The 14,691-nt window shown below is 73.2% G+C and carries 13 protein-coding genes; 8 read left to right on the forward strand and 5 right to left on the reverse strand.

All coding sequences use genetic code 11. The features are described 5' to 3' along the window. Positions 1–39: 39 nt before the first annotated feature. Positions 40–450 carry a VOC family protein gene (locus ACFYVL_RS10255; protein ID WP_389242800.1) on the forward strand — a complete coding sequence of 137 codons (411 nt, stop codon included), beginning with the start codon at positions 40–42 and terminating at the stop codon, positions 448–450. Here the strand turns inward: ACFYVL_RS10255 and ACFYVL_RS10260 are convergent. Next, positions 440–1,117 carry a hypothetical protein gene (locus tag ACFYVL_RS10260; protein WP_389242802.1) on the reverse strand — a complete coding sequence of 226 codons (678 nt, stop codon included), beginning with the start codon at positions 1,115–1,117 and terminating at the stop codon, positions 440–442. The two genes, ACFYVL_RS10255 and ACFYVL_RS10260, sit on opposite strands and share 11 nt — an antisense overlap. 61 nt (positions 1,118–1,178) lie before the next feature. Continuing rightward, on the reverse strand, positions 1,179–2,102 hold the full coding sequence (locus ACFYVL_RS10265; RefSeq protein WP_389242804.1) for a LysR family transcriptional regulator: 924 nt from the start codon (positions 2,100–2,102) through the stop codon (positions 1,179–1,181). Between the two features lie 110 nt (positions 2,103–2,212). On the opposite strand from ACFYVL_RS10265, the gene ACFYVL_RS10270 reads away from it, so the two are divergent. Together ACFYVL_RS10270 and ACFYVL_RS10275 are read left to right on the forward strand one after the other, a co-directional pair. Further along, a complete protein-coding gene (locus ACFYVL_RS10270) occupies positions 2,213–3,040 on the forward strand; it encodes an oxidoreductase (RefSeq protein WP_389242806.1) in 828 nt (275 codons plus the stop codon). 38 nt (positions 3,041–3,078) lie between these two features. Next, the gene (locus ACFYVL_RS10275) at positions 3,079–3,744 is read left to right on the forward strand and encodes a maleylpyruvate isomerase family mycothiol-dependent enzyme (RefSeq protein ID WP_389242807.1); all 666 of its coding nucleotides are present in this window, start codon (positions 3,079–3,081) and stop codon (positions 3,742–3,744) included. An 81-nt stretch (positions 3,745–3,825) separates the two neighbouring features. Here ACFYVL_RS10275 and ACFYVL_RS10280 read toward each other — a convergent pair whose 3' ends face one another. Beyond that, entirely contained in the window at positions 3,826–6,129 is a 2,304-nt protein-coding gene (locus tag ACFYVL_RS10280) for a heavy metal translocating P-type ATPase (protein ID WP_389242809.1), read from the reverse strand. A 237-nt stretch (positions 6,130–6,366) separates the two neighbouring features. Here ACFYVL_RS10280 and ACFYVL_RS10285 point away from each other — a divergent pair, with 237 nt between their 5' ends. Next, positions 6,367–6,600 carry a hypothetical protein gene (locus ACFYVL_RS10285; protein WP_389242811.1) on the forward strand — a complete coding sequence of 78 codons (234 nt, stop codon included), beginning with the start codon at positions 6,367–6,369 and terminating at the stop codon, positions 6,598–6,600. A 52-nt stretch (positions 6,601–6,652) separates the two neighbouring features. Further along, complete coding sequence (locus ACFYVL_RS10290; protein ID WP_389242813.1) at positions 6,653–7,351, forward strand: copper homeostasis protein CutC; 699 nt, start codon at positions 6,653–6,655, stop codon at positions 7,349–7,351. Between the two features lie 95 nt (positions 7,352–7,446). Here the strand turns inward: ACFYVL_RS10290 and ACFYVL_RS10295 are convergent, their stop codons facing one another. Next, the gene (locus ACFYVL_RS10295) at positions 7,447–9,552 is read right to left on the reverse strand and encodes a HelD family protein (protein WP_389242815.1); all 2,106 of its coding nucleotides are present in this window, start codon (positions 9,550–9,552) and stop codon (positions 7,447–7,449) included. 708 nt (positions 9,553–10,260) lie between these two features. Between ACFYVL_RS10295 and ACFYVL_RS10300 the strand changes: the two genes are divergently transcribed. Both ACFYVL_RS10300 and ACFYVL_RS10305 read left to right on the forward strand, forming a co-directional pair. Further along, positions 10,261–10,545 carry a hypothetical protein gene (locus ACFYVL_RS10300; RefSeq protein ID WP_389242817.1) on the forward strand — a complete coding sequence of 95 codons (285 nt, stop codon included), beginning with the start codon at positions 10,261–10,263 and terminating at the stop codon, positions 10,543–10,545. Positions 10,546–10,882: 337 nt separating this feature from the next. Beyond that, positions 10,883–12,085 (forward strand): glycosyltransferase 87 family protein, encoded by a 1,203-nt coding sequence (locus tag ACFYVL_RS10305; protein ID WP_389243404.1) that lies wholly within the window; start codon positions 10,883–10,885, stop codon positions 12,083–12,085. A 156-nt stretch (positions 12,086–12,241) separates the two neighbouring features. On the opposite strand, the gene ACFYVL_RS10310 is transcribed toward ACFYVL_RS10305, so the two are convergent. Continuing rightward, positions 12,242–13,897, reverse strand: coding sequence for a DNA repair helicase XPB (locus ACFYVL_RS10310; protein WP_389242819.1), 1,656 nt, complete (start codon positions 13,895–13,897; stop codon positions 12,242–12,244). Between the two features lie 232 nt (positions 13,898–14,129). Between ACFYVL_RS10310 and ACFYVL_RS10315 the strand changes: the two genes are divergently transcribed. Beyond that, positions 14,130–14,684, forward strand: coding sequence for a VanZ family protein (locus tag ACFYVL_RS10315; protein ID WP_389242821.1), 555 nt, complete (start codon positions 14,130–14,132; stop codon positions 14,682–14,684). Positions 14,685–14,691: the final 7 nt, after the last annotated feature.

A 14,691-nucleotide genomic window follows, 5' to 3' on the forward strand; every position in this document is an offset into this window, starting at 1 on the left:
AAACGGGGCGACCGGGGCCCGAGCGAAAGGCTGGGACCGATGGGCGCGATGGTGTTCAACGTGGCGTTCGACTGCGGGAACGCGTACGAGCTGGCCTCCTTCTGGAGCAGGGTCGTCGGGCACCCCATGGACGCACGCGACCTGCCCGGCGACTCCACCGCGAGCATCGCCCTGCCGAACGGACTGCACCTGTACTTCGCCGAGGTCCCGGAGCGGCAGAACGGCACGGCGGGCGGACCGGCCGCCAAGAACCCGGTGCACCTCTGCCTCCAGCCGGACACCCGGCGGGACGACGAGGTGGCCCGCTACCTCGGGCTCGGCGCCACCCTGCTGCACGACCGGCGCGAGCCGGACGGCAGCGGCTGGGTGGTCTTCGCGGACCCCGAGGGCAACGAGTTCTGCGTGCTGCGCAGCGCCCGGGAGCGGGCCGAGACCTCCGCTACGGGGTGAGCAGGGTCAGCTCCGTGGAGAGGTTGTGGCGGGCCGCGTCCTCCCAGTTCCGGGTGCCGTACGGGGTGCGGAACAGGCGCGGCAGGGCGAGCAGCTGCCTCAGCACGGCGGCCCGGCCCGTGCGGAAGTCGGGGTCCGGCACGAAGGCGTACTCGGCGCGGACCGCCGAGGCGTAGGCCGCGTACGCCTCCGGGGGCGCCGCCAGGATCGCCAGGTCGGCGTCGCAGAGGGCCTCGCCGTTGGTGTCGTCGGGGTCCGGGTCGTGCGTGACGGTCAGCCGCACCAGCCTCGCCACCTCGGCCGTCAGCCCGGCGGAGAGCCCCAGCTCGGGCAGCGCGCGCTCGGCGAGGCGGGCGGAACGGTCCTCGTTGGTGTCCCGCTCGGGCAGGTACACCGCGTCGTGGAACCAGGCCGCCAGCCGCACCGCGTCCGGGTCGGCGGCGTGGTCGGCGAGGGTGTCCAGGTGGCCCAGGACCACGGCCAGGTGGGTGGTGGTGTGGTAGTGCCGCTGGGGCTCCGACCAGCGGGCGAGGAGATTGGCGGCGTACGGGGCGGGGTCGGTGGCGGCCCCGGCCCCGGCCGGCTCCCCGGGGCCGGCCGCCCGGAGTGCGTCGACGGTGGTCGTCCACCGGCGGAGCAGGGCTGCTTCGTCGTACGGCTGCGTCATACGGCCAGTCTGCCGCCTCCGGCCGGGGCACCGCGGCGTGCCCCCTGCCGGATGCGGGGGCTCAGGTCCCTGCGTGGGGGCCGCTGCCCCGTGCGCTGTGGGCCGCGCGCACGTACGCCGCGACCAGCGGGCGGTCGTCGTTCCTGCGCCAGGCCAGCGCGAAGTGCGACGGGCCGATGTCGAGGACCGGCACCGTCACCACGTCGCCGCGCAGCAGCAGCGGCGCGTTGCCGGAGGCGACCAGGACCACGCCCTCACCGGCCACCAGCGCCTCGTACGTCTCGTCCGGGCCGGACACCTCCGCGCCGACCTTCGGCGGGGAGCCGTCGCGGGCGTCGGTGGCCAGCCAGTAGTCGCGCAGCGGCCCCGCCGAGGCGGGCAGGGCCAGGAACGGCTCGTCCGCGAACTCCGCGAAACGCACCGAGGGGCGGCCGGCGAGCCGGTGGCCCGCGGGGAGGGCGACCATGCGGGGCTCCTCGGCGAGCACCACATGGGAGTACCGCGACTGGTCCGGCAGCGGCAGCCAGACGAACCCCACGTCGCTCGTGCCGTCGGACAGCCCCGCCGACGGGTCCGACCAGTCGACCTGGCGCAGCGACAGCGTTGTCGTCGGATGCTCGGCGGTGAAGCGGGAGCGGATCGCGGGCAGCAGCCCGCCCCGGCCCGGACTGTTGCTCATGCCGATCCGCAGCTGCGAGGCCGTCGACAGCCGCAGCTCCTCCAGTGCGGAGGTGCCCAACTGCCAGGCGGTCATGGTCTGTTCGGCGTGCGGGAGCAGGGTCTCGCCCGCCGGGGTGAGCCGCACCTGCTGGCGGTCGCGGGCGAACAGCCGCACTCCCAGGGTGCGTTCCAGCTGGCGGATCTGCTTGCTGAGTGCGGGCTGCGACACGTACAGCGACTCGGCGGCGCGCGTGAAGCTCAACTCCCTTGCGACAGCCAGGAAGTAGCCCAGATCGCGGGTGTGGACCTCGGTGCGGTGATGCATGTCCGATGGTTATCACGAAGGGTCTTGGACCGGGGAGGGGACGGTGGGTGAAGCTCGGTGCCGAGAACGGGTCCGGCAACGGGGCCCGGCCGACGGGAGGAACGCGAATCATGGGCAAGGTCTGGCTGATCACCGGTGCGGGCAGCGGCTTCGGGCGTGCGATCACCGAGGCGGCGGTGGCCGCGGGAGACACGGTCGTCGCCACCGCCCGCCGCACCGAAACCCTCGACGACCTGGTCGCCGCCCACGCCGGGCAGGTCGAGGCGGTCCGGCTCGACGTCACCGACATCGCCGGGATCGACGCGGTGGTGGCCGACGTCGTCGACCGCCACGGACGCATCGACGTACTGGTCAACAACGCAGGCCGCACCCACGTCGGTGCCGTCGAGGAGACCGGCGACGCGGAGCTGAGGTCGCTCTTCGAGGTGCACTTCTTCGGCCCGGCCGCCCTCGTGCGGGCCGTCCTGCCGCACATGCGCGAACGCCGCTCGGGCGCGGTGGTCCAGCTCAGCAGCATGGGCGGACAGCTGTCCTTCGCGGGCTTCGGGGCGTACAGCGCGACCAAGTTCGCCCTGGAGGGCATGAGCGAGGCGCTCGCCGCCGAGGTCGCGCCGTACGGCATCAAGGTGCTGGTCGTCGAGCCGGGATCCTTCCGGACCGGTCTGTTCGGCGGCTTCAGCGCGAGCGAGGAGACGGCGGCGTACCAGGAGACCGTCGGGGGAACCCGGCGGATGATCGAGTCGAGCGACGGCGTCCAGCCCGGCGACCCGGCGAAGGCCGCACGGGCGATCCTGGCCGCCCTGGACGCCGGAACGACCCCGCTGCGGCTGCCGCTGGGCGCGGACGCGGTGGACGCGGTGCTGGGCCACCTGGACGGGGTGCGCGACGAGGTGCACGCCTGGGAGAAGACGACCCGGGACACCGCGTTCGACGCGTGAGGGGGCGGGCGGGCCGCCCGGCTGGCTAGCGTGGGCCCATGACGACACCAAGGGCTTTCGAAGAGCGTGACGCCGGGCTCCCCGAGCGGCTGCTGCACACCGAACTCAAGCCGTTCCTCGCCCTGTTGAGGTCCCGCGCCACCGAGGAGGACTTCGCGATACGGACCTGCTGCCCCGGCTGGACGGTGCGGCACGTGGTCGCCCACTGCTCGGCCGCGCTGAAGCGGGTGATCGACGAACGGTACGAGAAGGGCGTCTTCTCGCCCGAGTCCAACGACCGCGACATCGCCGAACGCGCCGACTGGCCGCTGTCCCGCCTGCTCGACGAACTGGAGCACGGGTACGCGGCGGCGGGCGCCGTGATGGGCGCCTGGGACGGCCGGCTCGACGGCATCGCCCTCGGGGAGTGGGTGCACACCGGCGACGTACGGGAGGCGTGGGGGGTGGGCGACGCGTACGGCGGGGCGGGGGCGCGGCCCGCGGTGGAACTCCTCGCGCACCTGACGTACGTCCGCGAACTGCCCGCGCTGCGCGCGGAGCTGACCGACCTGGGGGAGACGTACCGGCTGGGCGCGGGGGACGCGGAGGCGTCGTACGCCGGCGACCTGCCGACCCTGATCCGTCTCTTCGCGACCCGCCCGCTGACCGGGACGCGGTATCGCCTGGAGGGCGTCGAGGAGAAGCGGCTGGCCTTCTTCGACTGAGCCCGGCGCGCACAGGGGAGAGGGCGGCTCCCGGAGGCCAGATGCCTCCGGGAGCCGCCCTCCGGTGCGGGTCGGTGCGGGTCAGGCCGCCTTGAAGCGGCGCAGGCGCAGGCTGTTGCCGACGACGAAGACCGACGAGAAGGCCATCGCCGCTCCCGCGATCATCGGGTTCAGCAGCCCCATCGCGGCCAGCGGCAGCGCGCCGACGTTGTAGGCGAAGGCCCAGAAGAGGTTGGACTTGATGGTGCCGAGGGTGCGGCGGGAGAGGCGGATGGCGTCGGCCGCCGCCAGCAGGTCGCCGCGGACCAGGGTCAGGTCGCCCGCCTCGATCGCGGCGTCCGTGCCCGTGCCCATGGCCAGACCAAGGTCGGCCTGGGCGAGGGCCGCCGCGTCGTTGACGCCGTCGCCGACCATGGCGACGGAACGGCCCTCGGACTGGAGCTTCCTGACGACGTCCACCTTGTCCTCGGGCATGACCTCCGCGATCACCTGGCCGATGCCGACCTCGGCGGCGACGGACTCGGCGACCGCCTTGTTGTCGCCGGTGAGGAGGATGGGCGTGAGGCCGAGCGCCTTCAGCCGGCGGATCGCCTCCGCGCTGGTCTCCTTGACCGCGTCGGCGACCGTGAGGACGGCCCGTGCCTCGCCGTCCCAGGCGACGGTGATCGCGGTGCGGCCGGCCGCCTCGGCCTCCGCCTTGGCCCGCTCCAGGGCCACCGGGAGGGACATCGCCCACTCGGTGAGGAGCTTGTCGCGGCCGACCAGGACCGCGTGGCCCTCGACGACGCCCTGGACGCCCAGGCCGGGGACGTTCGCGAAGTCCTCGGGGGTGGGCAGGCGCTCGCCGAGCCGCTCGGCGGCACCGGCGGCGACGGCCTGCGCGATGGGGTGCTCGGAGGCGTTCTCCAGGGCGCCCGCCAGGCGCAGTACGTCGGACTCGGTGGTGCCCTCGGCGAGGTGCACGTCGAGCAGGGTCATGCGGCCGGTGGTGACGGTGCCGGTCTTGTCCAGGACGATCGTGTCGACCTTGCGGGTGCTCTCCAGGACCTCCGGCCCCTTGATCAGGATGCCGAGCTGGGCGCCGCGGCCGGTGCCGACCATGAGGGCGGTCGGAGTGGCCAGGCCGAGGGCGCACGGGCAGGCGATGATCAGTACGGCCACGGCGGCGGTGAAGGCGGCGGTGAGGCCGGACCCGTTGCCCAGCCAGAAGCCGAGCGTGCCGAGGGCCAGGGCGATGACGACCGGGACGAAGACGGCGGAGATCCGGTCGGCGAGGCGCTGGGCCGCCGCCTTGCCGTTCTGCGCGTCCTCGACCAGCTTGGCCATCCGGGCGAGCTGGGTGTCCGCGCCGACCCGGGTGGCCTCGACGACCAGCCGGCCGCCCGCGTTGAGGGTCGCTCCGGTGACGCTGTCGCCGACGCCGACCTCGACCGGCACCGACTCGCCGGTCAGCATCGACGCGTCGACCGCGGAGGTGCCCTCGACGACCTTGCCGTCCGTGGCGATCTTCTCGCCGGGGCGGACCAGGAAGCGGTCGCCGGGCTTCAGCTCGGAGGTGGGGACGGTGACTTCCTCGCCGTCGCGCAGCAGGGTGACGTTCTTCGCGCCGAGCTGGAGCAGTGCCTTGAGCGCGGCGCCCGCCTTGCGCTTGGAGCGGGCCTCGAAGTAGCGGCCGGCCAGGATGAACGCGGTGACTCCGGCCGCCGCCTCCAGGTAGATGTTCCCGGCGCCGTCGCTGCGGGCGATGGTCAGCTCGAAGGGGTGCGTCATGCCGGGCATGCCCGCCGTACCGAAGAACAGCGCCCACAGCGACCAGAGGAACGCGGCCGACGTGCCGACGGAGATCAGGGTGTCCATGGTGGCGGCGCCGTGCCGGGCGTTCGTCCAGGCGGCCCGGTGGAACGGCCAGGCCGCGTACGTCACGACCGGCGCGGCCAGCGTCAGCGACAGCCACTGCCAGTACTCGAACTGGAGCGCCGGGATCATCGCCATCGCGACGACCGGGACGGCGAGCAGGACGGCGGTGATCAGGCGCTGGCGCAGCGAGACGAGGGCGGGGTCGTCGTCCTCCTCGTCCTCCGTGCCGCCGTCGGCCGCCGCCGGGTTTGCCGCGGCCGGCTTCACCGGGGCGGGCTCCTTGGCCGAGTAGCCGGTCTTCACGACGGTGGCGATCAGGTCGGCGACCTCGGTGCTGTCGCCGTCGTACGCGATCTTCGCCTTCTCGGTGGCGTAGTTGACCGTGGCCTCCACGCCCTCCATGCGGTTGAGCTTCTTCTCGATGCGGGCGGCACAGGAGGCGCAGGTCATGCCGCCGATGGCGAGTTCGACGTGGGCGGGCGCCGCCGCTTCGGGCGACGGCGCGGATGCCGGTGTCTGGACGGTCATGACCACTCCCTGGGTGACGGTTTCTGTTTCTCTCTCGGGCCTTCGGCTCCGGCTTCCAGCCCTGCTGCTCGGTCCGGTCCTTCTGCCTGCCGGCCGCCTGTTACCCCCTGGGGGTATCGGCTGCTGGGTTCATGTATACCCCCCTGCCCTATGGGGCGCAAGTATTGACTTCATACCCCCTGGGGGTATGGTCGAACTGCTTCACCGCATACGGAACAAGGGAAGGGGAGTCGTGCCATGGGGAACGGACCGAGGGTCGCCGCGTACGCGCTGGTGCTGGCCGTGACGTTCGGAGGCGCGTACGGGATCGGCAGTGCGATCGATCCGGTGGTGGCCACCGAGGAGAAGCCCGCGAAGGCCCCGGGGGAGGCGCCGCCGGGCGCGCCGGGCGAAGGGGGTGGGCCGCACGGGGGGAAGTCGGCCGATCACGGTGCGCACGGGGGTGATGCGCGAGGGGCGCTGGGCAACTAGTCTTGATATTGGACTAGACCAGCGGGATCTACGGTGAAGGAAGCGGAACCCCATGAGTGAGCGTGCAGTCCTGGAGGTGATCGCCCTCAGTGCCGAGGACGCGGTCGCGGCCCAGTCCGGCGGTGCCGACCGGCTCGAACTGGTCACGGACATGGCCGCGGACGGGCTCACCCCGCCCCGCGAGACCTTCGCCGCGATCCGCGCCGCCGTGGACATCCCGCTGCGGGTCATGCTGCGGGCGGCCGACGGCTTCTCCGCGGGATCCCGCGAGGACATGGACGCGCTCGTCGCCGAAGCGCGGGCACTGCGGGCCGAGGGCGCGGAGGAGTTCGTACTCGGCTTCCTCGACGAGGACGGGAACGCGGACCTCGTCGCGGTCGAGCGGCTGGTGGCGGAACTGGACGGGTGCCGGTGGACGTTCCACCGGGCGGTCGACCGGGCGGCGGACCGGGACGCGGTCCGCAAGTCGCTGGCGGACCTGCCGGGCCTGGACACGTACCTGACGGCGGGCGCGGCGGAGGGGGTCGACGCGGGCCTCCCCACGCTGCTCGCCGAGGCGGGGCGGTCGGGGGAGCCGGGGTACGCGGCGCAGATTCTGGTGGGGGGCGGGCTGCGGCTCGATCACCTGCCGGTGCTGCTCGGGGCGGGGATCAACGCGTTCCACATCGGCGGGGCGGCGAGGCCGGGGGGCTGGGGGGAGCCGGTGTGCCCCCGCGCGGTAGAAACCTGGCACACCACCCTCAACCCGTAACACGGGCGGCGGTGTGGCGTGCCCCCCCGCCCCCTGAAGGGGCACGCCACGCTCGCGTCCGCGCGGCGGCAGCCGCCGGTTGGGAGACCCGGGGGTCAGGGGGACAAGGGGGACGGCAGGGGGGTCGTGTGGCGGATGGTGAGGCCGGAGACCGCTCGGGTCAGAGCGACGTACAGCCGCCTCAGACCCGTCCGCTCATCCGCCTCCCCCGCCACAACCGCCGCCGGTTCGTCCAGGACCACGTAGTCGTACTCCAGACCCTTGGCCAGGGACGCGGGCACCAGGGTCAGCCGGGAAGCCGCAGTCGTCTCCTCGCCCGGGGACAGCGGCGCATGCCCCGCCGCCTCCAGCGCCTTCGCCAGCGACGCCACCCGCGCGTCCGCCGCGATCAGGCCGATCGACCCCTCGTGCAGCAGCGCCGCCTCGCACGCCTCGACGACGGCCGCGTCGAGGTCGGCCCCGTCGGGGACCCGTTCGACGGACATCGCCCCCGGGCTCTCCCGTACCGACGTCACCGGCGTCAGCCCCGGCGACATGTGCGGCAGCAGCCGCGACGCGTAGGCGATGACGTCGCGGGGGACGCGGAAGCCCGCCGTGAGTTCCTCCAGGACCGCCTCCGGCTTGCCCAGGTGGTGCAGGGCCTCGGCCCAACTGCCCGTCGCCCACGGCGTGGTGCCCTGCGCCAGGTCGCCGAGCACCGTCGCCGAGCCCGTACTGCACCGCCGCCCCACCGCCCGGTACTGCATCGGCGACAGGTCCTGCGCCTCGTCGAGCACGACATGGCCGAGCGAGTGGGTGCGTTCCACCAGGTCGCGGGCCTCGTCGATGAGCACCGCGTCGGCCGCCGACCACTTCGCCGACCGCACGCTGCGGGCCGGCTTGGCGTGCAGGACCGTGCGCTGCTCCTCCTCGGTGAGGACGCCCTCCGCGTGCGCGGCCAGGAACTCCGGCTCGGCGAGCAGCCGCAGCACCAGTTTCGCCGGGTCGACCGGCGGCCAGATCGCCTTGACCGCCTGCTTCACCGCGGGGGTGCGCGCCACCGCGTCCTGCACCCGGTCGTCCGGTGCCTCCCCCGCCTCCTCCATCCGCACCAGCACCTGGTGGGCGATGCGCCGCGGAAGTGCCTCGCGGGCCGCGCCGTAACGGATGTCCCGGGCCAGCAACTCGCGGACCATCTCCTCCAGTTCGTACGCCGGGACCCGCCAGCGGCGCGAGCCGCGCACGACCACCACCGGCTCGACGGGCATCGTCACGTGCGAACGGATCGCCCGGCGCAGCACCTCCGCCATCCGCGCGTCGCCCTTGACGACGGCGGCGGGCGCCTCGTCCGTACCGCGGATCTCCAGCAGTACGCCCTCGCCGTCGGTGGTGACCAGGTCGTCGACCGTCGCCTGCTTCACCTCCAACTCGCCCAGCGCCGGGAGGACCTGCTCGATGTAGTGGAGGAAGGAACGGTTCGGGCCGATGACCAGGGTGCCGGTGCGGGCGAGGCGCTCGCGGTGGGCGTAGAGCAGGTAGGCGACCCGGTGCAGACCGACGGCGGTCTTCCCGGTACCGGGACCGCCCTGCACGCACACCGAGCCCGACAGTCCGCTGCGGACGATCTCGTCCTGCTCCGGCTGGATCGTCGCGACGATGTCCCGCATCGGACCGACGCGCGGACGCTCGATCTCCGCCTGGAGGAGCTTGCTGGTCAGCGGGTCGTCGGCGTCGGACGGGTCGGACAGGTGCTCGTCCTCGTACGCGGTCAACTCGCCCGCGGTGTAACCGAACCGGCGGCGCAGCCCGACGTCCTGCGGGTCCTTCTTGGACGCCCGGTAGAACGGCTGCGAGACCGGGGCGCGCCAGTCGACGACCATCGGCTCGCCGTCGGAGTCGTGGACGTGCCGGCGGCCGATGTAGAAGTGCTCGCCCGGGGTGCCCTCGGCCCGTTCCGCGCCGACGGTGTGCAGGTAGTCGAGGCGGCCGAAGAACAGCGGGGTGTGGGAGAGGTCCGCGAGGGCCTTGATGCGGTCCTCGATCTGGGCGGTGAGGACGAGGGAGTTGACCCAGTTCGCGGTGACGTCCCGGATGTCCAGGTTCTCGACGTCCTCGCGCATGGCGCGCAGGGCGGAACGGGAGGCGGCGAGATGGGCGCGCTCGCGCGAGAGCGGGTCGTCGGGCGAGAGGTCGGCGGGTACTGCGGATGCGTGCGCGGGCACGGTGAAGCCTCCGGCTGGGTGAGCAGGCCGGGCAGCCGGGTTCCTTGCGGCGGGCCGGGGTCCGGCCGGCCGGACCGCGGAGGCGGGCCGACGGGCGGGGACCGGGGCGGGCCGGGTGTGCGGCACGGCTCGGCGGGGGTCACGTCTGACTGCCGCCCGGTTTCCGTCCGGACGACGCGCGCGCTCCGGGAGGGAGGCGGGGGAAGCAGAGATTCTAACGGCGCCACCCCCCACGAGCGAGCAAATTACACCGCCGCCCCGCCCTGCCCCCTTGGCGGCGGTGCCGCCCCCGTCCCTTTGCGCGGCGGGGCCGCACGCTCGCTCCCCCGCCCCCTTGGGCGGCGGTGCCGCCCCGCCCGAGCCTCCTTGGGCGGCGGGGCCGCCCCCGGGGGCGGAACGGGCGGGCAAGGGGGCGGCCCCCGGCGGAGCCGCACATTCGCCCCCGCCCACCCCGGCGGAGCCGCACCCCCACCGCGGACGCCCCGGCAGAGCCGCACCCCCGCCCCGGATGCCCCCGGCAGAGCCGCACCCCCGCACCCCGGACGCCCCCGGCAACCCCGCTCCCACACCCCCCCCGGGAGGCCCCCACCCCGTAAGACCCTGGGGTGAGCCAGGGGTACGAGGTCAGCCTCTGGGTGGAGGCCCAGGAAGGCCCGGTTCACCCCTTGGTCCGATGCCCCGCCGCACCACCGCAGCCACCATGGATGTATGAGCACAGCAACAGCGACACCAGCGATGACAGGCCCCCGCACCACGGCGTCCCCCCGGCACTCCGGCGCCACCGCGGTCACGGGCAAATCCCACTTCGCCACCCGCGCCCTGCGCGCGGTCCGCGTCTTCACGGGCGCTGCGGTCAGCGTGGTCCTGCTGGGCGACCACGCGGACGACTGGAGGAACGAGCGCGACGCCTGGGCCGACGGCCGCGGCCCCGGCACGGCCTCCGCCGACCGCACCGCGCACTCCGTACCCCAGCAGCAGCACAACCGCGCGTAACCCCCGCACGAGGCCCGGGACGGTTCGGCGCCGTACCCGCGCGCGGCCCCGTCGGGTCCGTCGTCCGACGACGCCCCCGCCGAAGTCCGCGAACGCGCCGACATGGCCCGGCCCCTACATACCGTGGTGCCTGCACGGAGAAGCCTCATAGGGTTGCCGCGTGACGACTGACCGGACCGAGAAAGCCCGCGCCGCCGACCGCGTGAGCTCCCGTGTGACGGAGCCCCGCTCGGAGACGCCCCGCGCCCCCGATCCCCGCCTGCCCGGGTCCCCGAGCCCGCGCACCGCCGCCGCCCCCCGCGCAGTGAGCCCCCGCGCCCTGTTCGGTGCCCGAGCCCTGCTGGTCCTCTCCGTGGCCGCGCTCACCGCGCTCTTCCTGGCCACCCGGGTCCCGATGGGCGACACCCTCGTCTACCGGGCGGAGGGACAGGCCGTCGTCGACGGCACCAGCCTGTACGACTTCGTCACCACCGAGTGGAAGCTGCCGGCCACCTATCCGCCGTTCGCGGCGATCCTCTTCGTACCGACGACGTGGATTCCCGTCACCGCCATGAAAGTGTGCTTCTTCGTCGGGAACATCGGGCTTCTCGCCCTCCTCGTACGTCTCTCCTGGCGCTTCGCCAAGCTGCCCCGGCGGCCCGAGCTGATCCTCGTCGCGACCGCGTTCGCGATCTGGCTGGAGCCGGTCTTCCAGACGTTCGTGTTCGGGCAGATCAACCTCGCGCTGGCCTGCCTGGTCCTGTGGGACCTGACCCGGCCCAAGGGCGCCCTCGGCAAGGGCGTCGCGCTGGGCATCGCGGCCGGGATCAAGCTCACCCCGGCCATCTTCATCGTGTACCTGCTGGTCACCGGCCGGATCAGGAACGGCCTCACCGCGCTGGCCTCGTTCGCCGCCACCGTCCTCCTCGGCATCCTCGTGCTGCCGTCCGCGAGCCTCGACTTCTGGACCCGGCGGATGTTCGAGACCGAACGGGTGGGCAAGGTCTGGATCGTCGACAACCAGTCCCTCCAGGGGATGCTGGCGCGCGCCATGCACACCATGGAGCCGGGCGTGGTGTGGTTCGCGACCGCGGCCGTCGTCGGGCTCGCCGGACTGTGGCTGGCCCGCCGGGCGGTGCGCAGCGGGCACGAGGAGTGGGGCATCGTCGTCGTCGCGCTCACGATGGTGCTGGTCTCGCCGATCAGCTGGTCGCACCACTGGGTGTGGTGCGTGCCGCTGCTGGCCCTGCTGGCGGGCGAACGCCGCTTCCGCGCGGCGGCGGTGCTCGCGGTGCTGTTCACCTGCCGCAGCTTCTGGGTCATTCCGCACAAGGGCGACCTGGACGTGCAGCTGCCGTGGTGGCAGCAGCCGGGCCTGTCGCCGTACCCGATGCTGGGGCTGGCGCTGATGGGGTGGCTGGCGTGGCAGCTGAGGAGCGGGGGCGTGCGGGGGAGTGGGGTGCTGCCGGTGCAGAAGGTGGGGGACGCGGGTACGGGGTCGGGTACAGGGTCGGGTGCGGGTACGGGGGCTTCGGTTCTGGGGTTCCGGACCGGGAGCTGAGTGGCGGGTGCGGTGTGCGGAGTGCGGCGTGCGGGGCCGGGGGTGGCCGGGGCGGGGGGCGTTCGGCTCCGCCGGGGGCCGCCCCCTTGCCCGCCCGTTCCGCCCCCGGGGGCGGCCCCGCCGCCCAAGGGGACGGCGGGGGGAGGAGGGGGCGGGTTAGGGGGTTTCTTCGGGGGAGGAGAGGAGGTCGTCGGCGTCGACGATGCGGTACGCGTATCCCTGCTCCGCCAGGAACCGCTGCCGGTGGGCGGCGAAGTCCTGGTCGATGGTGTCGCGCGCGACCACCGAGTAGAAGCGTGCCTCGTGCCCGTCCGCCTTGGGACGCAGCACACGGCCCAGCCGCTGCGCCTCCTCCTGCCGTGACCCGAACGTGCCCGACACCTGGATCGCCACCGTCGCCTCGGGCAGGTCGATCGAGAAGTTCGCGACCTTCGAGACGACCAGCACGTTCAGCTCGCCCGACCGGAACGCGTCGAACAGCTTCTCCCGCTGCGAGTTCGGCGTCTCGCCCTTGATGACCGGTGCGCCCAGATGCTCGCCCAGCTCGTCGAGCTGGTCGATGTACTGGCCGATCACCAGGGTCTGCTGCCCCTTGTGCCTGGCGACCAGCGCCTCCGTCACCTTCCGCTTGGTGGCCGTCGTGGCACAGAAGCGGTACTTCTCCTCCGCTTCGGCGGTCGCGTACGCGAGGCGCTCGGAGTCCGTCAGGTTGACCCGTACCTCCACGCAGTCGGCGGGCGCGATGTAGCCCTGCGCCTCGATCTCCTTCCACGGGGCGTCGAACCGCTTGGGTCCGATGAGCGAGAAGACGTCCGACTCGCGGCCGTCCTCCCGTACGAGGGTCGCCGTCAGCCCGAGCCGCCGCCGCGCCTGGAGGTCGGCGGTGAACTTGAAGACGGGGGCCGGCAGCAGATGCACCTCGTCGTAGATCACCAGACCCCAGTCCCGGGAGTCGAACAGCTCCAGGTGCGGGTACACACCCTTCCGCCGGGTCGTCAGCACCTGGTAGGTGGCGATGGTGACCGGGCGGATCTCCTTCTTCGTACCGCTGTACTCGCCGATCTCGTCCTCGGTCAGCGAGGTGCGCTTCACCAGCTCGTGCTTCCACTGGCGGGCCGAGACGGTGTTCGTCACCAGGATCAGGGTGGTGGCCTTCGCCTGCGCCATCGCACCCGCCCCGACCAGGGTCTTTCCCGCACCGCAGGGGAGCACGACGACACCGGAGCCGCCGTGCCAGAAGCCCTCCACGGCCTGCTTCTGGTACGGGCGCAGGCTCCAGCCGTCCTCCGCCAGCTCGATCGGGTGCGCCTCGCCGTCCACGTAACCGGCCAGGTCCTCGGCGGGCCAGCCCAGCTTCAGCAGCGTCTGCTTGATCTGGCCGCGCTCGGAGGGGTGCACGGCGACGGTGTCCGGGTCGAGCCGGGCGCCGACCAGCGGCTGGATCTTCTTCGACCGCAGGATCTCTTCGAGGACCGGCCGGTCCGTGCTGGTCAGCACGAGGCCGTGCACGGGGTGCTTGGAGAGGGTGAGGCGGCCGTACCTGGCCATCGTCTCGGCGACGTCCACCAGCAGCGCGTGCGGCACCGGGTACCGCGAGAACTCGACCAGGGCGTCCACGACCTGCTCGGCGTCGTGCCCGGCGGCACGGGCGTTCCACAGGCCGAGCGGGGTGAGCCGGTAGGTGTGGATGTGCTCCGGCGCGCGCTCCAGCTCCGCGAACGGGGCGATGGCGCGGCGGCAGGCGTCAGCCTGGTCGTGGTCGATCTCCAGGAGGAGGGTCTTGTCACTCTGGACGATGAGGGGTCCGTTCACGCGGGTGCCTTTCGGAGAGGCCAAACCTCCAGTGTGCCGCACACCCCCACCCTTCACCGCCGCCCGCCCCGCCCCCGCCTCCTGGAGCGGCCCCTGTGCCCACGGGATGCGGGGCCGTGGCGGAGGGGGTCGCGTAGGGAGGGGAATGGGGGGTAAAGGGATCGGCATGACTGCGGGAGCCGAACGTATCAGTGGAATCAAGGCAGTTGGCCGCCCCCGACCCCGTACCCCCTTGCCCTGGGTCCTCTTCCGGATCGCCGCCATCGCCCTCGGCTTCGTCGCCCTCGTCGCCTTCGCCGTCGTCCTCGCGAAGCTGACCCTCGTCCCCTCGCCCGCCTCCGCGGACCTCGTGCACTCCAACCTCAGGCCGGGCGCCTCCCTGCGGCAGTACCTCCAGGACTACTCCTTCCTCGCCGCCTGCAAGCAGGTCGGCGGGAACATCCTGCTCGGCGTCCCCTTCGGCGTGCTGCTGCCGGTCGTCGGGTCGCGGCGGCTGCGGTTCCTGCGGATGTTCCTGATGACGGTCACCGTGATGGTGCTCGTCGAGCTGACGCAGGGCGCCATCGTCACCGGGCGGGCCTTCGACGTCGACGACGTGATCATGAATACGGCGGGAGCGCTGCTCGGCTACCTGGTGCTGGGGCGGCGGCTGGGCCGGGTGGTGCACCGCCGCCGGTACCGGAACGAGCCGGAGGCAGCGGGCGGCACCGCGGCGGGAGCGGGAAGTGGCACGGCGGGCGGTGCCACGGCGGGCGGTCCCGTCGAGGACTCGCCGCGGCCCGCGTGAGGCGGCA

Source organism: Streptomyces sp. NPDC004111, assembly GCF_042874215.1.
Classification (GTDB): Bacteria; Actinomycetota; Actinomycetes; order Streptomycetales; family Streptomycetaceae; genus Streptomyces.